The organism is Pseudomonas sp. S2_E02 (genome assembly GCF_054668355.1).
Genome location: NZ_CP162761.1, coordinates 6,526,014 through 6,544,582, shown reverse-complemented (window position 1 = coordinate 6,544,582; position 18,569 = coordinate 6,526,014). Strand labels below are relative to the sequence as shown.

Genomic DNA, 18,569 nt, shown 5'->3' with positions numbered 1-18,569 from the left:
GTTCCAATTGTCCGCCCAAAGGCCGAAAATCGATCAATTGTTCAAAACCTGATGATGTTGAGCTACCACAGGTTTCCAGGCGCGGTGCATTCAGACAGGCAAAAGTTGATGCAGGAATTCCGAAAGGGCAACAGCCAGATATTCAAATTGATGAGGTAAGTGGCAGGCAGAAGCAGTTCACCTATGTCAACATGACGGATAGAAAAGGAAATAACATTCTAGACAGCAGTGGAAAGCCGATTATAACCAGAGAATATAGATTCACCCGAGAGGATGGTTTTATATTGACACTCCAAGACCACTCAGCGGGACACAAGTATGGAGATATAAATAACCGAGGAGATCAAGGACCTCACATAAACATACGACCCGCTGATGACACACGCAATGGCAAAGTAAAAAGTACGAGCGATCATTATCCATTCAAGGAATGACCATGAAATACTGGAATGAAATAGAAGGAGGCAAACTCTTCAACATGGTATTCAGCAGAAATATACCCGTTGGGGAGATCAAGCTATTCGCTTTAAACATGGACAACAACCTTTCAACATTGACCTTGGCATTTGATATTAGAGAAATGCCGGACACTCCTCCGAAAAAATGGGAATCCATAGGATACAATGCTTGCCGAATCGGAATAACATGCTGTGAAATTAGAGAGTTGACGACATCCAACATTCCAACTCAAAAAAACTTAAGTCTATCCATACAACCAATTGGAGACAGATATCTGATTTCAGCTGTATCAAGCACTTCGAAAGTAACGTTCACCACATCATCATTAAGACTGCGAGAACCTAGCGTATATTTAACAGAGTTACCTTTCTAAAATTTATTGAGCGACGGGTGCTCTATTACCGTGAGGCATCATAAAATTTTATATAGATACAGAGAACAGTTCGACATCCAGTTGCTCAGCATGATTCTAGACAATTTGGAATTCTCTAAATCCGAGATTTCACATTGTTAGCACTACAAAAAAACGCCTATACCTAGACTCGCTCACCAGATCAATGACTGGTGGGCAGCCATTTTTAGTCACTAACAAATTTGTAGGACCTCTTGAACTCAGGCCCTTAAAATCCGGATTCAGACGCTCAGATCTTCGCAAACATCCGATCACTGCTCATCCTCATCCTCATCCTCTTCATACTCCATATCCGCCTCATCCGAATCATTCAACGGCACCGTCGCATCATCCATCAACGATCCCGGGTCCTCATTCCCCGGGTCATTGATAAATGGCAGTCCACTCGAACCTTTTTCTTCCTTGCCTTCGGTTTCAGGAGTCATGGCAACCTCGTCATTTCAGGGAGTGTATGAGGTTCGAAAAGCCCTACAACCATTCGTTCCGAAGTCCGACGAGCAAATGCAAAAAACCCGGCAAAATGCCGGGTTTCCGTTTAACCCTCCATCAATGATGGCGGTTTTTATGTTTGTTCTTGTGCTTGTGACCGCCACCCGAATGGGACCCACCATCGTCACCGAGATTATTGCCGACCGCACCGCCAGCCGCGCCGCCCAACCCTGCGCCAATGGTCGAACCCGTAGACCCGCCAAGGCTGTTGCCAACGACCGAGCCACCTGCCGCGCCGAGACCACCGCCAATAGCCGCTTCAGTTCGATTGCGTTTATTCGCCCCGACGGCACTGCCGGCCGCGCCACCAACACCCGCACCTACCGCCGCGCCAGTACTGCCACCGAGTTGTCCACCGACCACATTGCCGAGCGCGCCGCCCAAGCCGCCACCCACAGCGGCGGTGCCATCACCAGCGGCCATCGCCCCTTGTGCTACCAGCAAACCGAAAAACAGTGCAGATAATGACAAGCGCATATGAACCTCACAGTTCCCGAAGCGGGACAGTCCGCCCAGACATGGGCCTATGTGAGATTGGAGACGCAAACGGGAAAAACGTTCAGCCATGAAAAAGCCCGACATCGAGCCGGGCTTTTTCTGACAAGGGATTAGTCTCAGTGACGCTTGTGACCTTTGGACAAGTTGCTGCCCACTGCGCCGCCAGCTGCGCCACCCAGGCCTGCACCAATCGTGGCGCCGGTTCTGCCGCCCAGGCTGTTGCCGATCACCGAACCACCGGCTGCGCCAACGCCGCCGCCAATCGCCGCTTTGGTCCGGCTACCCTTGCGCGCCGCCATTGCGCTGCCCGCCGCGCCTGCTACGCCGGCACCAATGGCCGCGCCAGTGCTGCCGCCCATTTTCTGGCCGACGACATTACCCAGTGCGCCACCCAGACCACCGCCCAACGCAGCAGTGCCATCACCGGCAGCCATTGCACCTTGAGCAACCAGAAGCCCCAGAACCAGAGCAGGCAGTGTTAAACGCATGACGAAAACCTCAACAATTGGGATGACAAAAAGGGCCGGGATTTAATGCCGTCGTCGCGCGAAAGTCCAGCCAAAATCACGGATCTCGCGCGCACTCGGCGCCGATTGGACAGCGATTCTGGAAAAGGTTTTATGACAGGCAAAAAAAAGCCCGCTGGGGAGACGGGCTGGAGACTTGCTTTCTAACGGATGGCTTCACCCTACTTCGGCAGACGTGAAAAGTTTGTGAAAGTAGACTGATTTTCCGTCATCACCTGTAGGAAAATTCTTCAAACCCACAACCATAAAAAACCCCGCTCAGTAGCAGGGTTATGCAGAGAACGATTATTTCCTGGAACGCGTGGTGACCCTGGGGAGAAATTTCGCCTTGGGTCCCTTGGGTGCCGCGGATTTGATTTTGCCGATCTGCACCGGATCCTCGCCAAAACCTGACTGATACTCGGTCTGACCGCACCGTACGCAGTTATTGAAGGAAAATTCAGCGCCATCGTCTTCGATATACGGATCAGTCATACCTTCGCCCCGTCGCAACAGATCGACACCGGCAAAAACCCTTGTGCCTGAAAAAATATCGACCTCCATGGCTTTTGAGACTAGCTGGTCATTCCTGGACTTGTGATTCAGATCCCCTGATGCCCGACGAATGGCCTGAAAAATTTAAACAGACGATGAACCATTGGTCCCAGATTGCTAAAGAATTCCAAAGCCAGGCCGTTGCCCTTTTTCATACAAATGAATCTCAAGGAGAGAACATGCAAATCAACGGATTCCCCAATATGCCTGTCGTAAAACTCACGGACGAACAGATCGCAGCCGGCAAGGCTGGCGCGGAAAAACTCAAGGAGAAGATCGCTTCCGGTGAAATCACCATCAAGTATCCGGGTCCGGATACACCGGTTCTGCAACCAGGGGTCATTTACCATCCCAGCAAGCCAGTCGAACCCAACCCGCCTTCTGATACACCCCCTCTGGTCGCCATTGATACACCACTGACCTATGACGAAAGAGGCACCGTGATCCTCAAGCCACAAGGCTGATTGCACCGCAAGATTGAGCCCATTCAACCTCTGAATGGGCTTACACACCCGTCAAACAAACTCAACGCAACTTCACCGCCGTACCCGTCGCAAACACAACAACCATCCCGCCCTTCCCGCCGGGCATACTGATCTCAAAGTCCACCCCGACCACCGCATCCGCCTGCAAAGCACGCGCACGCTCCCGTATTTCTTCGGTCGCCTGAATACGCGCCTCCTTCAAAGCGCGCTCCAGCGTCTGCGAACGGCCGCCAAAAAAGTCGCGCATACCAGCGAACATGTCACGGATCACATTGACGCCCTGCACCGATTCGGCACTGACGATATCCAGGTAGGCCGCGATCTGCCGGCCTTCAATGGCGTGAGTGGTGGAAATGATCATGGAATGCCGTCCCTATATGGATGAATAAATCCGCAATTGTAATCGCTCAAGACGAACGTCAAGCCGCTGCCAATAAAATCCAGACACCAGAAACCACAAAACCCCTGACTTCTTTCGAAATCAGGGGTTTTGTGTTTACTGAATATGGCGGTGAAGGAGAGATTCGAACTCTCGATACAGTTTCCTGTATACACACTTTCCAGGCGTGCTCCTTAAGCCACTCGGACACTTCACCGTATCTCTTCAAACATGTTCTGTCTGTCGAGGCGCGCTAATGTAGTCGAAAGCTTTTCCGATGGCAAACTTTTTTTCAGAATTTTCATGCGGTTAAGAGAAAAAGTCGTTTTGCCCGCTAGCAGGCCATGGCAAACCGGCCAATCTTCGGTGGGCGCGGCCCTTCTATATAGAAGCTGAACGCCTAGCCATGCAGGGTGGGTCGGGAAACGGTGACTGGCGGGTCAGTCATGGCGCTTTACCTGGCCTGCGGCGGTGGGTAACGTCTGCCCATCTTTCTTACAAGGAATAGCGTCATGAGTGAGTTGATTTCCTACCACCTCGAAGACGGTATCGCGACCCTGACCTTGAGCAACGGCAAGGTCAATGCCATTTCTCCGGACGTGATTGCGGCATTCAACGCGGCGCTGGATCAGGCGGTGACTGATCGTGCCATCGTGATCATCACCGGTCAGCCAGGGATTCTGTCCGGCGGCTATGACCTGAAAGTCATGACCGCCGGTCCTAAAGAAGCTGTGTCGCTGGTAACCGCGGGGTCGACCTTGGCCCGGCGCCTGCTCTCTCACCCGTTCCCGGTGATCGTCGCATGCCCAGGTCACGCGGTGGCGAAAGGCGCTTTCATTCTGTTGTCTGCTGATTACCGCATTGGTGTCGACGGCCCGTTCAGCATCGGTCTGAACGAAGTGCAGATCGGCATGACCATGCACCACGCGGGTATCGAACTGGCTCGCGATCGCCTGCGTCGCTCGGCGTTCCACCGCTCGGTGATCAACGGCGAGATGTTCGATCCAAAAAGCGCCGTGGATGCCGGTTTCCTCGACAAGGTGGTTGCCGCCGAAGAGCTGCAAGGTGCCGCCCTCGCCGCTGCGCGTCAGTTGAAGAAGATCAACATGCTCGCGCACAAGAACACCAAGTTGAAGGTGCGTAAAGCACTGCTGGAAGCTCTGGATAACGCGATCATCCAGGATCAAGAGCATCTGGGCTAAGCCCGGCTGCTGCGCAAAAGAAGCCCGACCGTCGTGTCGGGCTTTTTCTTGCACGCATGGTTTAAAAGTCCGCGACCGCTCTAGGACAGGTCTGACCCTCCATTCTGAAACATGCGCTTAAACATCGGCTATCTCCGCACTCTATAGCGGCAATTGCCGAAAACAGTGCACATCCGTACACTGCGCCACCTTTTGTCCCGGTGGGGCCTGAAAATGCTGTTCGTGTTTCGTATGTTATTGATGGGCCTGCACTTTATTCTCGCCGGCGTGCTCGGGGTGATTCTCGGGATCTGCCGCCCGTTCAATCCGGACAACAGCCGTCTGTGCGCCCGTCTCTACGCGCTGCCGGCGATGTGTATTTTGCGTTTAAGAGTGAAATCCGACGTCAGCGGTTTGCTGAACAAACCCGACAGCTGCGTGATCATCGCCAACCATCAGTCCAATTATGATCTGTTCGTGTTCGGCAACGTCGTGCCGCGCCGTACCGTGTGCATCGGCAAGAAGAGCCTCAAGTGGGTGCCACTGTTCGGGCAACTGTTCTGGCTGGCCGGCAATGTGTTGATCGACCGTGGCAATGCGCACAAGGCACGCCAGTCGATGCTGACCACCACCAATACCTTGCAGAACGAAGACACCTCGATCTGGGTGTTCCCGGAAGGCACACGCAACCTCGGCGAAGAATTGCTGCCCTTCAAGAAAGGTGCGTTCCAGATGGCAATTGCCGCTGGTGTACCGATCGTTCCGGTTTGCGTCAGCAGTTACATCAAGCACATGCGCCTGAATCGCTGGCGCAGCGGGAAAATCCTCATACGCTCGTTGCCGGCGATTCCTACAGCCGGATTGACCATGGACGACATGCCCATGCTCATCAATCAGTGTCGCGAGCAGATGCGCGAGTGCATTGAATCGATGGATCGGCAACTGCAAGCTGCCTGAAAAGACAACCCGCCCTGTGCGGGTTTTCTTTTGCCCGGTGAACTGTACAGATTTCACTGACTCTCAAGCAGCGACACGGCTAAGCTGAAGCCTTGAATTCCCTGCCACCTGCCAAGAAGAAGTGAATCACCACCATGGGTCGAGTTGTTGCTGCTGCGGTATACAGCGCAGGCAAGAAAGTCACCAATATTACCCTCGACGAAGGCGCTGCCTGGGCGGCGAAAACCGGCCACTTCGTGTGGATCGGCCTGGAAGAGCCGGACGCTCAAGAGCTGTCCAACCTGCAACGTCAGTTCAACCTGCACGAACTGGCCATTGAAGACGCCCTGGAAAAACACAGTCGACCGAAGCTCGAAACCTTTGGCGACGCTTTGTTTATCGTCACCTACTCACCCATCCGCGAGAACGGCGTTCTGCAATTTATCGAGACGCATATCTTTGCGGGCAAGGGCTACATCATCACCGCGCGTAATGGCCACTCGGCGTCCTACGCCCATGTTCGCCAACGTTGTGAGGCGCGTCCGCTGTTGCTGGAGCACGGGGAAGATTTCGTACTTTATGCGTTGCTCGATTTTGTCATCGAGAACTATCAGCCAGTCGGCGAAGCGATCCATGCCGAGATCGATGAGCTGGAGCGCAACGTGTTGTGCAGCGCGTTGAATGAGCATGACATTCAGAAGCTGCATGGCTTGCGCCGCGATGTCGTACGCCTGCGTCGGTACGCGGCACCGATGGTGGAGATTGGCGAGGAACTGCAGAAGCTGAGTTTCCCGTTTATCGACAAGAACATGCGGCCGTACTTCCGTGATGTGCAGATTCACGTCACGCGGCAAATGGAAGACCTGACCACCTTGGCCGACATTGCCAGCCAGACCATCGAGATTGGTGTGTTGCTCGAGGCGTCACGACAAAGCGTGGTGCAACGCAAGTTTGCTGCCTGGGCGGCGATTCTGGCGTTTCCGACGGCGGTTGCGGGGATTTACGGGATGAATTTCCAGAACATGCCGGAGTTGAGCTGGCACTACGGCTATTTCGGTGTGCTGGGGTTTATTACGGTGGGGTGTGTGAGTTTGTGGGCAAGTTTCAAGAGGTCTGGGTGGTTGTAGAGCAGACAGAATTGTCTGGAACATTCGCGAGCAGGCTCACTCCCACATTGATCGGTGGCGCACCGGAAATCCAATGTGGGAGCGAGCCTGCTCGCGAAGCTTTTGTCCTTAGACAGTTTCTGGCTTATGCGCCACAAAACGCATCATCCATTCCGCGACTGTCGCACCATGGTGTTCCTGCTCGAGACTGGCCACACCTTTGCTGTAGATCTGTGAACCCAACGCTTCCTGACGCAGATCGAGCAGCGCCCGCGAGTAATCGTGAATGAACTCCGGGTGGCCCTGGAAGCACAACACCTGATCGTTGATGTGATAGGCCGCGAACGGGCAGAAATCGCTGGAAGCAATCACCGTGGCGTTTTCCGGCAGCGCTGTGACCTGGTCCTGATGGCTGATCAGCAGCGTCAGTTCCTCACGCACCGGGCTCATCCAAGGCGCCTTCGCCGCCAGTTTGTAGTTATGGGTGCCAACACCCCAACCTTGCGTGGCGCGCTCGCTCTTGCCACCGAGCAGCAGCGCCAGCAGTTGATGGCCAAAGCACACGCCGAGCAGTTTGTCGCCGCGCTCGTAACGAGTCAGCAGGTATTCCTTCAGGGTCTGGATCCACGGATCAGTACCAAACGAGTCAGCCTTGCTGCCGGTGACCAGGTATGCGTCGAAGGTTTGGTCGTCGCTTGGGTATTCGCCCTGCATCACGTTGTAGACGGTGAACTCGGCGGCAATCGGTTGCTGCGAGAACAGGCGCTGGAACATCTGCCCGTAACCCTGATATTGATCGACCAGTTCCGGACGCGGGATGTCGGTTTCCAGAATGCAGATGCGTAGCGACATAAAAAATACCTGACACGTGATGGGAATAATGAACACCCCAGAGCCTGCCTTGAAACCCCCTGGCAAGGCAAGCCCCGGAATGCTCGTTGCCCTTAGAACATTTCACCTTTTGCCGCTTTATCCAGCAGCAACGCTGGCGGCGCGAAACGCTCGCCATACTGCTCGGCCAGATACTGCGCACGGGCGACGAAATCCTTCACCCCGTATTGGTTGATGAACTGCAATGCGCCGCCAGTCCACGCTGCAAAACCGATACCGAAGATCGAGCCAACGTTGGCGTCCGCCGTCGAGGTCAGCACACCCTCCTCCACACAACGGACGGTTTCAATGGCTTGTACAAACAGCAGCCGATCACGCACGTCTTTGGGCGAAATCTGTCCGTCAGCCTTTTCGAAACGCACCTTCAACTCGGGCCACAGATGTTTCTGCCCACCAGCCGGGTAATCGTAAAAACCGCCACCGGCCGCTTTGCCCGGACGCTTGTATTCGTTAAGCAGTAAGTCAATCACGGCGAAGGCCGGGTGCTCAATCAGCGGTTTCCCTTCTGCCTGTAGGTCCTTGGCGGTTTGCTGACGGATATGGCTCATCAGGCTGAGGGAAACTTCGTCGGAAATCGCCAGAGGCCCGACCGGCATCCCGGCCTTGCGCGCTTCGGTCTCGATCATCGGCGCGCTCACGCCTTCGCCGAGCATGGCGATGCCTTCGTTGGTGAAGGTGCCGAAGACGCGTGAAGTAAAGAAGCCGCGACTGTCGTTGACGACGATCGGGGTTTTCTTGATTTGCAGCACGAAGTCGAAACCGCGCGCGAGGGTTTCATCGCTGGTCTGTGCACCTTTGATGATTTCCACCAGCGGCATTTTTTCTACCGGGCTGAAGAAATGCAGGCCGATGAATTTGCCAGGATCAGGCACAGCCTTTGCCAGCCCGGTAATAGGCAACGTCGATGTATTCGAAGCGATGACCGCTTCGGCGCCGACAACTTGCTGGGCGGCAGAGGAAACCCTGGCCTTGAGATCGCGATCCTCAAACACCGCTTCGATGATCAGATCGCAACCCGCGAGGTCGGCATCATTTTCGGACGGCTTGATCCGCGCCAACACCACATCACGCTTCAAAGCATCCATCTGCCCACGGGCGACTTTCTTGTCTAGCAACGCCGCAGAATGTGCTTTGCCTTTCTCGGCGGCAGCCAGATTGACATCCTTGAGCACCACCTCAATACCCGCCGAAGCGCTGACAAAGGCAATCCCCGCGCCCATCATCCCTGCGCCAAGCACGCCGACCTTACGCGTGACATACGGCGCAAAACCCTGCGGCCGCGAACCACCAGCATTGATCTCATTGAGTTGAAACCAGAACGTGCCGATCAGGTTTTTCGAGATCTGCCCGGTAGTCAGTTCGGTGAAGTAACGGGTTTCGATCAAGTGCGCGGTGTCGAAATCGACCTGAGCGCCCTCGACTGCCGCGCAGAGGATTTTCTCCGGCGCCGGCATTGTCCCATGGGTCTTGCTACGCAGAATCGACGGCGCAATCGCCAGCATCTGCGCCACTTTCGGATTCGACGGCGTGCCGCCCGGAATCTGATAACCCTTCACATCCCAACGTTGTACCGCCATCGGATTGGCGACGATCCAGGCGCGCGCCTTGGCCAGCAATTCATCGCGATTCGCCGCCAGCTCATCAATCAAACCGGCCTGCAATGCCTGCTGTGGACGCACCTTCTTGCCCTCTAGCAGATAGGGCAGCGCTTTTTCGAGACCGAGCATGCGCACCATGCGTACCACTCCGCCGCCGCCCGGCAGCAGGCCGAGGGTCACTTCCGGCAGACCGAGCTGTACCGATGTGTCGTCCAATGCCACACGGTGGTGACAGGCCAGGCAGATTTCCCAGCCGCCGCCCAGCGCCGCGCCGTTGATCGCCGCGACCACCGGTTTGCCGAGGGTTTCCAGGGTGCGCAACTGCGCTTTGAGGGTCAGCACCATGTCGTAGAAGGCTTTGGCTTCGGGCTTGCCGACCTTGATCAGCTCATTAAGGTCACCGCCGGCAAAGAAGGTTTTCTTTGCCGACGTAATGATCACCCCGGCAATGTCGTCTTTTTCCGCCACCAGCCGGGCGACGCACGCGGCCATGGCCTCGCGGTACACAGCGTTCATGGTATTGGCGCTCTGGCCCGGCATGTCGATGGTCAGCACGACGATCGCGTCCTGGCCTTTTTCGTAACGAATGGCTTCGCTCATAACAAGGTTCCTTGAATTCGGGGCTCAGAGGCGTTCGATGATGGTGGCAATGCCCATGCCGCCGCCGACGCACAGCGTCGCCAAGCCATAGCGCAGGCGCCGCGCTTCCAGCTCATCGAGCAAGGTGCCGAGGATCGCGCAACCGGTCGCGCCCAGCGGGTGGCCCATAGCGATGGAACCGCCGTTGACGTTGACCTTGTCCGGGTCGACTGCCATGTCCTTGATGAACTTCAGCACCACCGAGGCAAACGCTTCGTTGACCTCGAACAGGTCGATGTCTTCAACGCGCAGCCCGGCCTTGGCCAGTGCCTTTCGCGTTGCCGGCGCCGGGCCGGTGAGCATGATGGTCGGATCGGTGCTGGTGACCGCCGTGGCGACAATCCGCGCCCGAGGTTGCAGGCCCAGCGCACGCCCCTTGGATTCGGAGCCGATCAGCATCAGTGCTGCACCGTCGACGATCCCGGAACTGTTACCCGGTGTGTGCACGTGATTGATCCGCTCGACATGGCTGTAGACCCGCAGCGCGGTCGCGTCGAAGCCCATCTGCCCGATCATTTCGAAACTCGGCTTGAGCTTGCCCAAGCCTTCCAGGGTCGATTCGGCGCGAATGAACTCATCGTGATCGAGCAGAATGATGCCGTTCTGATCCTGCACCGGCACCAACGACTTGTTAAACGAGCCATCGGCCCGCGCCCGCGCGGCTTTCTGCTGCGAGTGCAGCGCGTAGGCATCGACGTCGTGACGACTGAAGCCCTCAAGCGTAGCGATCAGGTCGGCACCGACGCCTTGCGGAGTGAAATGACTGTGCAGATTAGTCTGCGGATCGAGCGCCCAGGCGCCGCCGTCGCTGCCCATGGGCACCCGCGACATCGACTCGACACCGCCGACCACTACAAGATCTTCGAAACCCGAGCGCACTTTCATTGCGCCGAGGTTGACCGCTTCCAGACCCGAGGCGCAGAAACGATTGATCTGCACACCAGCAACGCTGACATCCCAATCGGCCACTTGCACGGCGGTTTTGGCGATGTCCGAGCCTTGATCGCCAATCGGCGTCACGCAGCCGAGCACTACGTCATCGACCTGACTGGTGTCCAGCGAGGAGCGTTCTTGCAGCGCGTTGAGCAGACCAGCGACCAGATTCACCGGTTTGACGCTGTGCAGGGCGCCATCGGCCTTGCCTTTGCCACGGGGCGTGCGTAACGCATCGAATATCAAAGCTTGGGTCATGACGTCCTCGAACCTGTGCGGGGAGAGATTGCTTGTACCTCCACTCTTGACCCGAGCGGCCATGGATTCAATGACCACAGCGCTCAATGCGGTTGACGCACACGCTCAGACGGACGGTCATCGGCGGCTGGGTGAACCGGTTCAGGTCGGCGAGTTGTCTAGCCAGCGGGCGGCAAAGAAGCTGGCAATAAGCCTCATGCTTTTTTTATCGCATCTGGCAAGTACTCCATATGAAATGGATCTAAGCCAAGCGTGACGTGGCCCCTAATGTAGAACATGTACGTCAGGGTCGTCGGGTTTTGCCGGGGCAGACGTTCTTCAACAGGAAGTGCAGCGCTTGCCGTCATGGATATGCAGGCAGGCATCAGGAAATAACAATAAAGGCGGTCAAGCCATGTTCAAACAACCGAAAGTTCGTCAAGCAGGGCTCATTCTTTTCGCCACGACGCTGTTGTTGATTTTGCCGAATCTGACCAAGGTCATCGGCTGAGTCGAGCGCCGGGCGCTGCTCATCGCCACTGAAAATGTGACTGGCCCGCTACCCGGGCCAGCGTGGCTGTGCCAACCTTGGCGCACTCCCACGACATGGACGGCGATCATTTGAAAGCGCTCATTGTGTTCGGGGCCATGCTGCTGAGCATGCCCTTGTCTGCCGCACAGTTGGATCTGCAACTGGGCGCAAGCAGCCGCACCTGGCAGACCGAGGAATTGCTCAAGCATCCTCAAGTGCAAACCCTGACGATCAAAAACGATGTGTCCTACAAGAAGGACATGACCTATCGCGCCGTGCCTGTGGCCGCATTGCTGACAGGGATCAAACCGCAGGATCACCTGCAAGCGGTGGCACTGGACGGCTTTGCCGCCGAGTTGTCAGCTGCGCCGTTGCTTAATACAACAGGTGCGCGAGCATGGCTGGCCATCGAAGATCCGGCGCAGCCGTGGCCATCGCTGTCGGAAGGCAAGCACAGCGCCGGGCCGTTTTATCTGGTCTGGACCGATCCGCAGGCCGGCAATATCAGTCCGGAGCAATGGCCGTTCGAAGTCGCGAGCATCAAGCGCATGGCGCCAGTGGCGGAGCGTTTCCCTGCCCTACTGCCGGATCCTGCGTTGAAAGCAGATGACCCGGTGAATCAAGGGTTTGCGCTGTTTCAGAAAAACTGTCTGGCGTGTCACCGGTTGAACGGTGCGGGGGATGCGCAATTCGGGCCGGACCTGAATATTCCTTACAGCCCGACCGAGTATTTCGGCGCGGATTTCCTCAAGCGCTACATTCGGGATCCGCAGAGTTTGCGTCAGTGGCCGCAGGCGAAGATGCCGGGGTTTTCGGTGGAGGTGTTACCAGAGGGGGATCTGGAAATGCTGGTGGGGTATCTCAAGCACATGGCCGGACGCAAGGTTAAGCCGTAACGCCATTTCCCTTGTGGGAGCGAGCCTGCTCGCGATAGCGGTGTATCAGTCAGCACATTTGTAACTGACCGACCGCTATCGCGAGCAGGCTCGCTCCCACAGGGGTACGGCGTTTACTGCTGTTGCACCGAGATGATCGGGGTTGGCGAGACGAACACTTTCGCATGCATCTGCTCACACCCACCGCCACGGCGCATGCCGCGCACCGGGCAGGCATCCAGATAATCCAGACCCACCGCCAGTTTCAGATGACGCTCCGGCCGCGCCAGTTCATTGGTCACATCAAAGCTGTACCAGGCGTCATCCAGCCACGCTTCAGCCCATGCATGGCTGGCTAGATGCTCGCAATCCTCGCTGTACAGATACCCCGACACATAACGCGACGGAATCCCGAGACTGCGTGCGCAAGCCAGAAACGCGTGAGCATGATCCTGGCAAACACCCGCACGCCCGGCGAAGGCCTCAGCGGCGCTGGTATCGACCTCGGTGGACCCCGGCGTGTAGGTCATGTGCTGATTCAAGCCGTGCATCAGATCGATCAGCGCCGTGCGATCACGCCGCTGCTTGCAGGATTTCTCGGCAAACACGCGTAACGCCTCATCCGCCTCGGTCAAACGGGTAAAGCGCAGGAACGGCAGCGCCGACTGGCTCTCATGCTCGGCCTCGCGCAGTTCGTCGATATCGACCTGACCGCGCGCACCGATGATGATCGCCTCGTGCGGTTCATCCATGGTCAGCACATGCAGGATATTGCCGAACGGATCGAGTTGCGCACGCACCGGGCGCGGCAGATCGAGCTGCCAGCTCAACACGTGCTGACGCTCGCTGTCGTGTGGGGTCAGCCGCAGGTACTGGATGCTCGCCCGCACCTGATCTTCGTAGTGATAGGTGGTCTCGTGGCTTATGGAAAGTCTCATGCAGCCTCCAGGTAGGAACTGTGAATGGCGTTGCCCAGCTGGCGCACCAGCGGGATGAATTCGGTCAGCCAGGCGTGCAGGCCTTCCTCGAGAATTTCGTTGATGCCGGTGTAGCGCAGGCGCGCGTCCATTTCTGCCGCCAGACGTTGTGCCGGTCGACCGTTGGCACCGGGCAACTGCGCAAGAATCTGATCGATCTCCTCGGTGCAGGCCCGCAGCGAGCGCGGCACATCGGCGCGCAACAACAGCAACTCGGCAACATGCCGCGCCCCCGGCGCATCGCGATAGATTTCGGTGTAGGCCTCGAATGACGACAAGGCGCGCAGCAAGGCGCTCCATTGGTAGTAGGCGTGGGCCGTACCGTCGCTGACTGCTTCAGCCTGATCGCCGGCCATTTCATAGCGCGCATCGAGCAATCGCAGCGTGTTGTCCGCGCGTTCGATAAAGGTGCCGAGGCGAATAAAGCGAAATGCATCGTTACGCATGATCGTGCCGTACGACGCGCCACGGAACAGGTGCGAACGCTCCTTGATCCATTCGCAGAAACGGCTCATGCCATAGCGACTGAGGCCCTGCTCGGCGATTCCGCGAATTTCCAGCCACGTCGAATTGATGTTCTCCCACATGTCCGCCGTGATCCGCCCACGCACCGCATGGGCGCTGGCCCGAGCCGCGCCGAGGCAGCTGTAAATGCTCGCCGGGTTAGCCGCATCGAGGGCAAAAAAGTGCAGCAGACGCTCAGCATGCAGCGCGCCATGGCGCTCGAGGTAATCGTCGAGGGTACCGGTGATCAGCAGCGGCATGGCCAATTCGTGCAAACCGTCGCCGCGACCGTCCTGCGGCATCAGCGACAGCGAATAACTGATGTCGAGCATCCGCGCGAGGTTTTCCGCCCGCTCCAGGTAACGCGACATCCAATACAGATCCGAGGCAGTTCTACTTAACATGGCAAGCTTCCTTCAATCCTCGACCACCCAGGTGTCCTTGGTTCCGCCACCCTGGGAGGAATTCACCACCAAGGAGCCTTCGCGCAGCGCCACACGGGTCAACCCCCCAGGCACTACCCGGGTTTCGCGCCCGGACAAGACAAACGGACGCAAGTCGATATGGCGCGGCGCAATGCCGTTTTCGACAAAGGTCGGACAAGTCGACAGCGACAGCGTCGGTTGCGCGATGTACGCGTGGGGCTTGGCCTTGATTCGTTCGCGGAAGGCATCGATTTCCGCTTTCGTCGATGCCGGCCCGACCAACATTCCGTAACCGCCTGAGCCTTGGGTTTCCTTGACCACCAGATCTGGAAGATTGGCCAGCACGTGAGAAAGTTCAGACGGGTTGCGGCATTGCCAGGTCGGTACGTTCTTCAAAATCGGCTCTTCGTCGAGGTAGAACCGGATCATGTCAGTAACGAACGGATACACCGATTTGTCGTCCGCTACGCCGGTGCCGATGGCGTTGGCCAGCACCACGTTGCCCGAGCGATAAGAGGACAGCAGCCCCGGCACACCGAGCATCGAGTCGGGGTTGAACGCCAGTGGATCGAGAAACGCGTCGTCGAGCCGACGGTAGATAACGTCCACCGCTTTCGGGCCGTCCGTAGTGCGCATGAAGACTTTGTCGTCGCGAACGAACAGATCCGCGCCCTCGACCAGTTCAACGCCCATTTCCCGCGCCAGGAATGCGTGCTCGAAGAACGCACTGTTGAAGCGCCCCGGCGTCAGCACCACCACGCTCGGGTCATCGATCGGACTTGAGCTTTTCAGGGTGTCGAGCAGCAGGTTCGGGTAGTGATCGATAGGGGCAATACGCTGGGCGGCGAACAGCTCCGGGAACAGGCGCATCATCATCTTGCGGTCTTCGAGCATGTAGCTGACGCCGCTCGGTGTTCGCAGGTTGTCTTCGAGCACGTAATAAGTGCCGTCGCCGTCGCGCACCAGATCGACGCCGGAGATGTGCGAATAGATATCGCGGTGCAGATCCAGGCCTTGCATCGCCAACTGATATTGCTCGTTGGCCAGCACCTGTTCGGCGGGAATGATCCCGGCCTTGATAATGCGCTGCTCGTGATAAAGGTCGGCGAGGAACATGTTCAACGCCTTGACCCGCTGGATGCACCCGCGCTCGACAATTCGCCATTCACTGGCAGGGATGCTGCGCGGGATGGTGTCGAAAGGAATCAGGCGCTCGGTGCCCTGCTCGTCGCCATAGAGCGTGAACGTGATGCCGGCGCGATGGAACAGCAGATCGGCCTCGCGTCGCCGCTGGGCCAACAGCTCATCCGGCGTATCGGCCAGCCATCGGGCGAACTCCCGATAATGCGGGCGAACCTGGCCGCCGGCATCGTACATCTCATCAAAATAGGTGCGGATCATGCCGTACTCCTTGTCACCCGGACATACAGGCCTTCGCAAGGCCCGTGCCATCGGCATAAACGCTTTGATTTCAATCGGTTGGAAATACACGCCGCAAGCACCGCACCATTCCTGTGCGGCAAATGCCCCAACCGGATTGCCCCCGCTTCATTGCGACGCACTGCATCGCCTATCACCAGCATAGTCAGAGTTGATTTCACTGCCCGGCGCTGCCTGCGGATAATCCGCACATTCGCTGCAAATCTTCACCGGCCCCGGCGCCATGAAGCGGCCAGCTCAACTGATTGGGATCGCCTCGGCGGCCCGCCCCGCTGTAACCCTGACCGGTTTCCTCTCCTTATCGGTCTTCCCTTTTAGCCACCCTCTCCGGTGGCTTTTTTTTGCCTCGGTTTCTTGTTTCAGGGTTTTGCCACAGCGTTTTGCTTATGCCGGAAATGACAACGGCCAACCCGAAGGTCAGCCGTTGCTCAACAAATGAAACCAGAGATCAATTCAAACGGTGGCGGTTGCGCACCTCCTGTTTCACACCCCAGCCTTCGATAATGCCACCCAGAGGTTCAACCACGGCAGAGAATCCCTGCTCGAAGTCGCCGATATCGTCATATGTCGCGTACATCACTTTGCTCAATTCCAGCGCCCACGCACCGTCATCACGCAGGCTGACCTGGGCATTGATGGATTCACCGCGAAATTTGCCTGCCGCCCTGCGCGCCCGCTCCTCGTCCGGGAAAATCGCGTAGAACTCGATGGGATGGAATCGGGAAAAATCGAAACCGCCTTCTTTCATGCGGCGCAGAACATTGCTGCTGATGTCTTCTTGATAGGCTGTGCTCATGAATCGTCCCCCTCGCATAGATGGATAGACTTTCCGTATTCCCGCCCCGGGCCTTTGGCCAAAGTACGACGGCAACGTGGTTGCACGCGGGAACAAGCATGTAGCTGACAAGACCAGACCTTAGCGATCCGTTCGCTGATCTCGCTTGCAGAGTAGCCCCAAGATAGAGCTGCTGCCAAGGCCTGGTTTCAAGAGATGACAGGAACTGTCAGACGGGTGTGATGCTGCGGATTTCGATGCTGTTCTGGGTTTTCAGGTTTTTCACGCCCGCATCGGCGGTGCGCCCTTCCAGATCGTTGAGATCCAGTTCGGCGGCGACGGGCAGAAGCCGTGCCTTGATCAATCGAGCGGCCTCATCGTCGCTGGGGCATTCCGCGCGCTCGAACACCTCATCGACAATTTCACCATGATCGTCCACGAAAGTGACTTTCCACTTTTGCATCGGTGCCTCCTCGATCAAACCCGCAAATGGGCTTACACCTATCTCGACTTTAGACGCAGAGGGTTGGTTCAAAAGGATTACAGCGGGGGAAGATGAAAAAAACGACATCTATCGTGTGGAGCAAACAAATGTGGGAGCGAGCCTGCTCGCGAAAGGGCCTGTCCAGTCGACATATTCTTTGACTGACCTGACGCCTTCGCGAGCAAGCTCGCTCCCACAGGGGAGTTGCAGTGTTCTTTTAGTCGTTGCTTGGCTTGTTGATCGCCTGCAGCACGTATTGCGGCAAGGCGAACGCGCCGATATGGATTTCAGGGTTGTAGTAGCGGGTGACGATGCCGCTGCCGATGAAGCGCTGTTGCAGGGTTTCACGGCTGAGCTTGCGGTAGGCCGGATTGGTCGAGCCCCAGGCGAAAGTCATCGAGCCACCGATGTAGGTCGGAACGGCCGCCTGGTAGAAGTGCCAGTCCGGGAACAGGCTGTTGAGGCGACCGGCAGTGGTTTTTACTTCTTCGATCTGCATGAACGGTGTGCCGTTCTGGGTCACGAGGATGCCGCCCTCGTTCAGGCAGCGATGGCAGGCCTGATAGAAGTTCTCCGAGAACAGCACTTCGCCCGGGCCGATCGGGTCGGTGGAATCGGAGATGATCACGTCGAATTTTTCCGTGGTGGTGGCGACGAAACGCATGCCGTCGTCAATCACCAGGTTCAGGCGTGGATCGTCGTAGGCGCCGCTGGAGTGGTTCGGCAGGAACTCTTTGCACATATCGACCACGGTGCCGTCGATCTCGACCATGGTGATGTACTCGACACCGGCGTGCTTGGTCACTTCACGGAGCATGCCGCCGTCACCGCCACCAATGATCAGCACGCGCTTGACGCTGCCGTGGGCGAGGATTGGCACGTGGGTGAGCATTTCGTGGTAGATGAATTCGTCGGCTTCGGTGGTCTGGATCACGCCGTCCAGCGCCATGACCCGGCCCATGCGCGGGTTCTGGAAAATCACCAGGTGCTGGTGTTCGGTGCGCACTTCGTGCAGCAGTTTTTCCATGCGAAAGCGCTGACCGTAGCCCTCGTAGAGGGTTTCCAGGTACTCGCTGGTTTTGGTGACGGTCATGGTCAAGTGCTCCGATGAATGCGCGGGCGCCAATCGTGGGGGCGATTGCCCGGGAAAGGCGCGCATTCTACGTTGCCGAAGATGACAGGTAGAACCTCCCTTCATCAGCAAATCGCAATCCCTTGTAGGAGTGAGCCTGCTCGCGATAGCGGTTTTTCAG

General features: G+C 57.1%; 21 protein-coding genes and 1 tRNA gene. 7 read left to right on the top strand and 15 right to left on the bottom strand.

The window, feature by feature from the left end; translation table 11 throughout:
- Together AB4O01_RS29475 and AB4O01_RS29470 are read left to right on the top strand one after the other, a co-directional pair.
- Positions 1-434, top strand: a 434-nt coding sequence (locus AB4O01_RS29475; protein ID WP_460090262.1) for an HNH/endonuclease VII fold putative polymorphic toxin, incomplete at its 5' end; no start/stop codon positions are given.
- 2 nt (positions 435-436) lie between these two features.
- Positions 437-832 (top strand): Imm50 family immunity protein, encoded by a 396-nt coding sequence (locus tag AB4O01_RS29470; protein ID WP_158561689.1) that lies wholly within the window; start codon positions 437-439, stop codon positions 830-832.
- Positions 833-1,122: 290 nt separating this feature from the next.
- Here AB4O01_RS29470 and AB4O01_RS29465 read toward each other — a convergent pair whose 3' ends face one another.
- The 4 genes from AB4O01_RS29465 to AB4O01_RS29450 form a co-directional block, all read right to left on the bottom strand.
- Entirely contained in the window at positions 1,123-1,296 is a 174-nt protein-coding gene (locus AB4O01_RS29465; RefSeq protein ID WP_174244440.1) for a hypothetical protein, read from the bottom strand.
- Positions 1,297-1,417: 121 nt separating this feature from the next.
- A complete protein-coding gene (locus tag AB4O01_RS29460; protein WP_007914081.1) occupies positions 1,418-1,837 on the bottom strand; it encodes a YMGG-like glycine zipper-containing protein in 420 nt (139 codons plus the stop codon).
- Positions 1,838-1,974: 137 nt separating this feature from the next.
- Positions 1,975-2,346 carry a glycine zipper domain-containing protein gene (locus tag AB4O01_RS29455; RefSeq protein WP_016983669.1) on the bottom strand — a complete coding sequence of 124 codons (372 nt, stop codon included), beginning with the start codon at positions 2,344-2,346 and terminating at the stop codon, positions 1,975-1,977.
- A 324-nt stretch (positions 2,347-2,670) separates the two neighbouring features.
- The gene (locus tag AB4O01_RS29450; RefSeq protein WP_093441821.1) at positions 2,671-2,859 is read right to left on the bottom strand and encodes a hypothetical protein; all 189 of its coding nucleotides are present in this window, start codon (positions 2,857-2,859) and stop codon (positions 2,671-2,673) included.
- A 119-nt stretch (positions 2,860-2,978) separates the two neighbouring features.
- Between AB4O01_RS29450 and AB4O01_RS29445 the strand changes: the two genes are divergently transcribed.
- Complete coding sequence (locus AB4O01_RS29445; RefSeq protein WP_460090261.1) at positions 2,979-3,383, top strand: hypothetical protein; 405 nt, start codon at positions 2,979-2,981, stop codon at positions 3,381-3,383.
- A gap of 61 nt (positions 3,384-3,444) precedes the next feature.
- On the opposite strand, the gene AB4O01_RS29440 is transcribed toward AB4O01_RS29445, so the two are convergent.
- Both AB4O01_RS29440 and AB4O01_RS29435 read right to left on the bottom strand, forming a co-directional pair.
- On the bottom strand, positions 3,445-3,765 hold the full coding sequence (locus AB4O01_RS29440) for a YbjQ family protein (protein WP_099758444.1): 321 nt from the start codon (positions 3,763-3,765) through the stop codon (positions 3,445-3,447).
- Between the two features lie 145 nt (positions 3,766-3,910).
- Positions 3,911-4,000 (bottom strand) — tRNA-Ser (locus AB4O01_RS29435).
- Positions 4,001-4,295: 295 nt separating this feature from the next.
- On the opposite strand from AB4O01_RS29435, the gene AB4O01_RS29430 reads away from it, so the two are divergent.
- From AB4O01_RS29430 to AB4O01_RS29420, 3 genes are all read left to right on the top strand, one after another.
- Positions 4,296-4,985 carry a crotonase/enoyl-CoA hydratase family protein gene (locus AB4O01_RS29430; protein WP_034151725.1) on the top strand — a complete coding sequence of 230 codons (690 nt, stop codon included), beginning with the start codon at positions 4,296-4,298 and terminating at the stop codon, positions 4,983-4,985.
- 213 nt (positions 4,986-5,198) lie between these two features.
- Positions 5,199-5,921: a lysophospholipid acyltransferase family protein gene (locus AB4O01_RS29425; RefSeq protein WP_077571798.1), complete on the top strand. Its 723-nt coding sequence runs from the start codon at positions 5,199-5,201 to the stop codon at positions 5,919-5,921.
- A 134-nt stretch (positions 5,922-6,055) separates the two neighbouring features.
- Positions 6,056-7,027 carry a magnesium and cobalt transport protein CorA gene (locus tag AB4O01_RS29420; protein ID WP_093441790.1) on the top strand — a complete coding sequence of 324 codons (972 nt, stop codon included), beginning with the start codon at positions 6,056-6,058 and terminating at the stop codon, positions 7,025-7,027.
- A gap of 108 nt (positions 7,028-7,135) precedes the next feature.
- Here the strand turns inward: AB4O01_RS29420 and AB4O01_RS29415 are convergent, their stop codons facing one another.
- The 3 genes from AB4O01_RS29415 to AB4O01_RS29405 form a co-directional block, all read right to left on the bottom strand.
- Positions 7,136-7,858, bottom strand: coding sequence for an amidotransferase (locus tag AB4O01_RS29415; RefSeq protein WP_460090260.1), 723 nt, complete (start codon positions 7,856-7,858; stop codon positions 7,136-7,138).
- Between the two features lie 92 nt (positions 7,859-7,950).
- Entirely contained in the window at positions 7,951-10,095 is a 2,145-nt protein-coding gene (locus AB4O01_RS29410) for a 3-hydroxyacyl-CoA dehydrogenase NAD-binding domain-containing protein (RefSeq protein ID WP_460090259.1), read from the bottom strand.
- Positions 10,096-10,119: 24 nt separating this feature from the next.
- Positions 10,120-11,325: an acetyl-CoA C-acetyltransferase gene (locus AB4O01_RS29405; RefSeq protein ID WP_460090258.1), complete on the bottom strand. Its 1,206-nt coding sequence runs from the start codon at positions 11,323-11,325 to the stop codon at positions 10,120-10,122.
- Between the two features lie 585 nt (positions 11,326-11,910).
- Between AB4O01_RS29405 and AB4O01_RS29400 the strand changes: the two genes are divergently transcribed.
- Positions 11,911-12,732: a c-type cytochrome gene (locus tag AB4O01_RS29400; protein ID WP_186624402.1), complete on the top strand. Its 822-nt coding sequence runs from the start codon at positions 11,911-11,913 to the stop codon at positions 12,730-12,732.
- Between the two features lie 113 nt (positions 12,733-12,845).
- On the opposite strand, the gene AB4O01_RS29395 is transcribed toward AB4O01_RS29400, so the two are convergent.
- From AB4O01_RS29395 to speE, 6 genes are all read right to left on the bottom strand, one after another.
- The gene (locus tag AB4O01_RS29395; RefSeq protein WP_460090257.1) at positions 12,846-13,649 is read right to left on the bottom strand and encodes a transglutaminase family protein; all 804 of its coding nucleotides are present in this window, start codon (positions 13,647-13,649) and stop codon (positions 12,846-12,848) included.
- Complete coding sequence (locus tag AB4O01_RS29390; protein ID WP_016982907.1) at positions 13,646-14,596, bottom strand: alpha-E domain-containing protein; 951 nt, start codon at positions 14,594-14,596, stop codon at positions 13,646-13,648. Before AB4O01_RS29390 ends, AB4O01_RS29395 begins: the two co-directional genes overlap by 4 nt.
- Before the next feature lie 12 nt (positions 14,597-14,608).
- Positions 14,609-16,018, bottom strand: a complete 1,410-nt coding sequence (locus AB4O01_RS29385; RefSeq protein ID WP_007914061.1) for a circularly permuted type 2 ATP-grasp protein — start codon at positions 16,016-16,018, stop codon at positions 14,609-14,611.
- A gap of 487 nt (positions 16,019-16,505) precedes the next feature.
- Positions 16,506-16,853, bottom strand: a complete 348-nt coding sequence (locus AB4O01_RS29380) for a ribonuclease E inhibitor RraB (RefSeq protein ID WP_093441760.1) — start codon at positions 16,851-16,853, stop codon at positions 16,506-16,508.
- A 208-nt stretch (positions 16,854-17,061) separates the two neighbouring features.
- Positions 17,062-17,295 carry a hypothetical protein gene (locus AB4O01_RS29375; RefSeq protein ID WP_093441755.1) on the bottom strand — a complete coding sequence of 78 codons (234 nt, stop codon included), beginning with the start codon at positions 17,293-17,295 and terminating at the stop codon, positions 17,062-17,064.
- 238 nt (positions 17,296-17,533) lie between these two features.
- Positions 17,534-18,409 (bottom strand): polyamine aminopropyltransferase, encoded by an 876-nt coding sequence (gene speE, locus AB4O01_RS29370; protein ID WP_460090256.1) that lies wholly within the window; start codon positions 18,407-18,409, stop codon positions 17,534-17,536.
- Positions 18,410-18,569: the final 160 nt, after the last annotated feature.

What these genes read in the sequence shown, in the direction of transcription:
- AB4O01_RS29430 (WP_034151725.1), top strand. Translation starts at nt 4,296, where the DNA reads ATGAGTGAGTTGATTTCCTACCACCTCGAAGACGGTATCGCGACCCTG.
- AB4O01_RS29405 (WP_460090258.1), bottom strand. Translation starts at nt 11,325, where the DNA reads ATGACCCAAGCTTTGATATTCGATGCGTTACGCACGCCCCGTGGCAAA.
- AB4O01_RS29425 (WP_077571798.1), top strand. Translation starts at nt 5,199, where the DNA reads ATGCTGTTCGTGTTTCGTATGTTATTGATGGGCCTGCACTTTATTCTC.
- AB4O01_RS29465 (WP_174244440.1), bottom strand. Translation starts at nt 1,296, where the DNA reads ATGACTCCTGAAACCGAAGGCAAGGAAGAAAAAGGTTCGAGTGGACTG.
- AB4O01_RS29400 (WP_186624402.1), top strand. Translation starts at nt 11,911, where the DNA reads ATGGACGGCGATCATTTGAAAGCGCTCATTGTGTTCGGGGCCATGCTG.
- AB4O01_RS29395 (WP_460090257.1), bottom strand. Translation starts at nt 13,649, where the DNA reads ATGAGACTTTCCATAAGCCACGAGACCACCTATCACTACGAAGATCAG.
- AB4O01_RS29445 (WP_460090261.1), top strand. Translation starts at nt 2,979, where the DNA reads ATGCCCGACGAATGGCCTGAAAAATTTAAACAGACGATGAACCATTGG.
- AB4O01_RS29440 (WP_099758444.1), bottom strand. Translation starts at nt 3,765, where the DNA reads ATGATCATTTCCACCACTCACGCCATTGAAGGCCGGCAGATCGCGGCC.
- AB4O01_RS29420 (WP_093441790.1), top strand. Translation starts at nt 6,056, where the DNA reads ATGGGTCGAGTTGTTGCTGCTGCGGTATACAGCGCAGGCAAGAAAGTC.
- AB4O01_RS29470 (WP_158561689.1), top strand. Translation starts at nt 437, where the DNA reads ATGAAATACTGGAATGAAATAGAAGGAGGCAAACTCTTCAACATGGTA.
- AB4O01_RS29410 (WP_460090259.1), bottom strand. Translation starts at nt 10,095, where the DNA reads ATGAGCGAAGCCATTCGTTACGAAAAAGGCCAGGACGCGATCGTCGTG.
- AB4O01_RS29375 (WP_093441755.1), bottom strand. Translation starts at nt 17,295, where the DNA reads ATGCAAAAGTGGAAAGTCACTTTCGTGGACGATCATGGTGAAATTGTC.
- AB4O01_RS29390 (WP_016982907.1), bottom strand. Translation starts at nt 14,596, where the DNA reads ATGTTAAGTAGAACTGCCTCGGATCTGTATTGGATGTCGCGTTACCTG.
- AB4O01_RS29415 (WP_460090260.1), bottom strand. Translation starts at nt 7,858, where the DNA reads ATGTCGCTACGCATCTGCATTCTGGAAACCGACATCCCGCGTCCGGAA.
- AB4O01_RS29380 (WP_093441760.1), bottom strand. Translation starts at nt 16,853, where the DNA reads ATGAGCACAGCCTATCAAGAAGACATCAGCAGCAATGTTCTGCGCCGC.
- AB4O01_RS29385 (WP_007914061.1), bottom strand. Translation starts at nt 16,018, where the DNA reads ATGATCCGCACCTATTTTGATGAGATGTACGATGCCGGCGGCCAGGTT.
- speE (WP_460090256.1), bottom strand. Translation starts at nt 18,409, where the DNA reads ATGACCGTCACCAAAACCAGCGAGTACCTGGAAACCCTCTACGAGGGC.
- AB4O01_RS29460 (WP_007914081.1), bottom strand. Translation starts at nt 1,837, where the DNA reads ATGCGCTTGTCATTATCTGCACTGTTTTTCGGTTTGCTGGTAGCACAA.
- AB4O01_RS29450 (WP_093441821.1), bottom strand. Translation starts at nt 2,859, where the DNA reads ATGACTGATCCGTATATCGAAGACGATGGCGCTGAATTTTCCTTCAAT.
- AB4O01_RS29455 (WP_016983669.1), bottom strand. Translation starts at nt 2,346, where the DNA reads ATGCGTTTAACACTGCCTGCTCTGGTTCTGGGGCTTCTGGTTGCTCAA.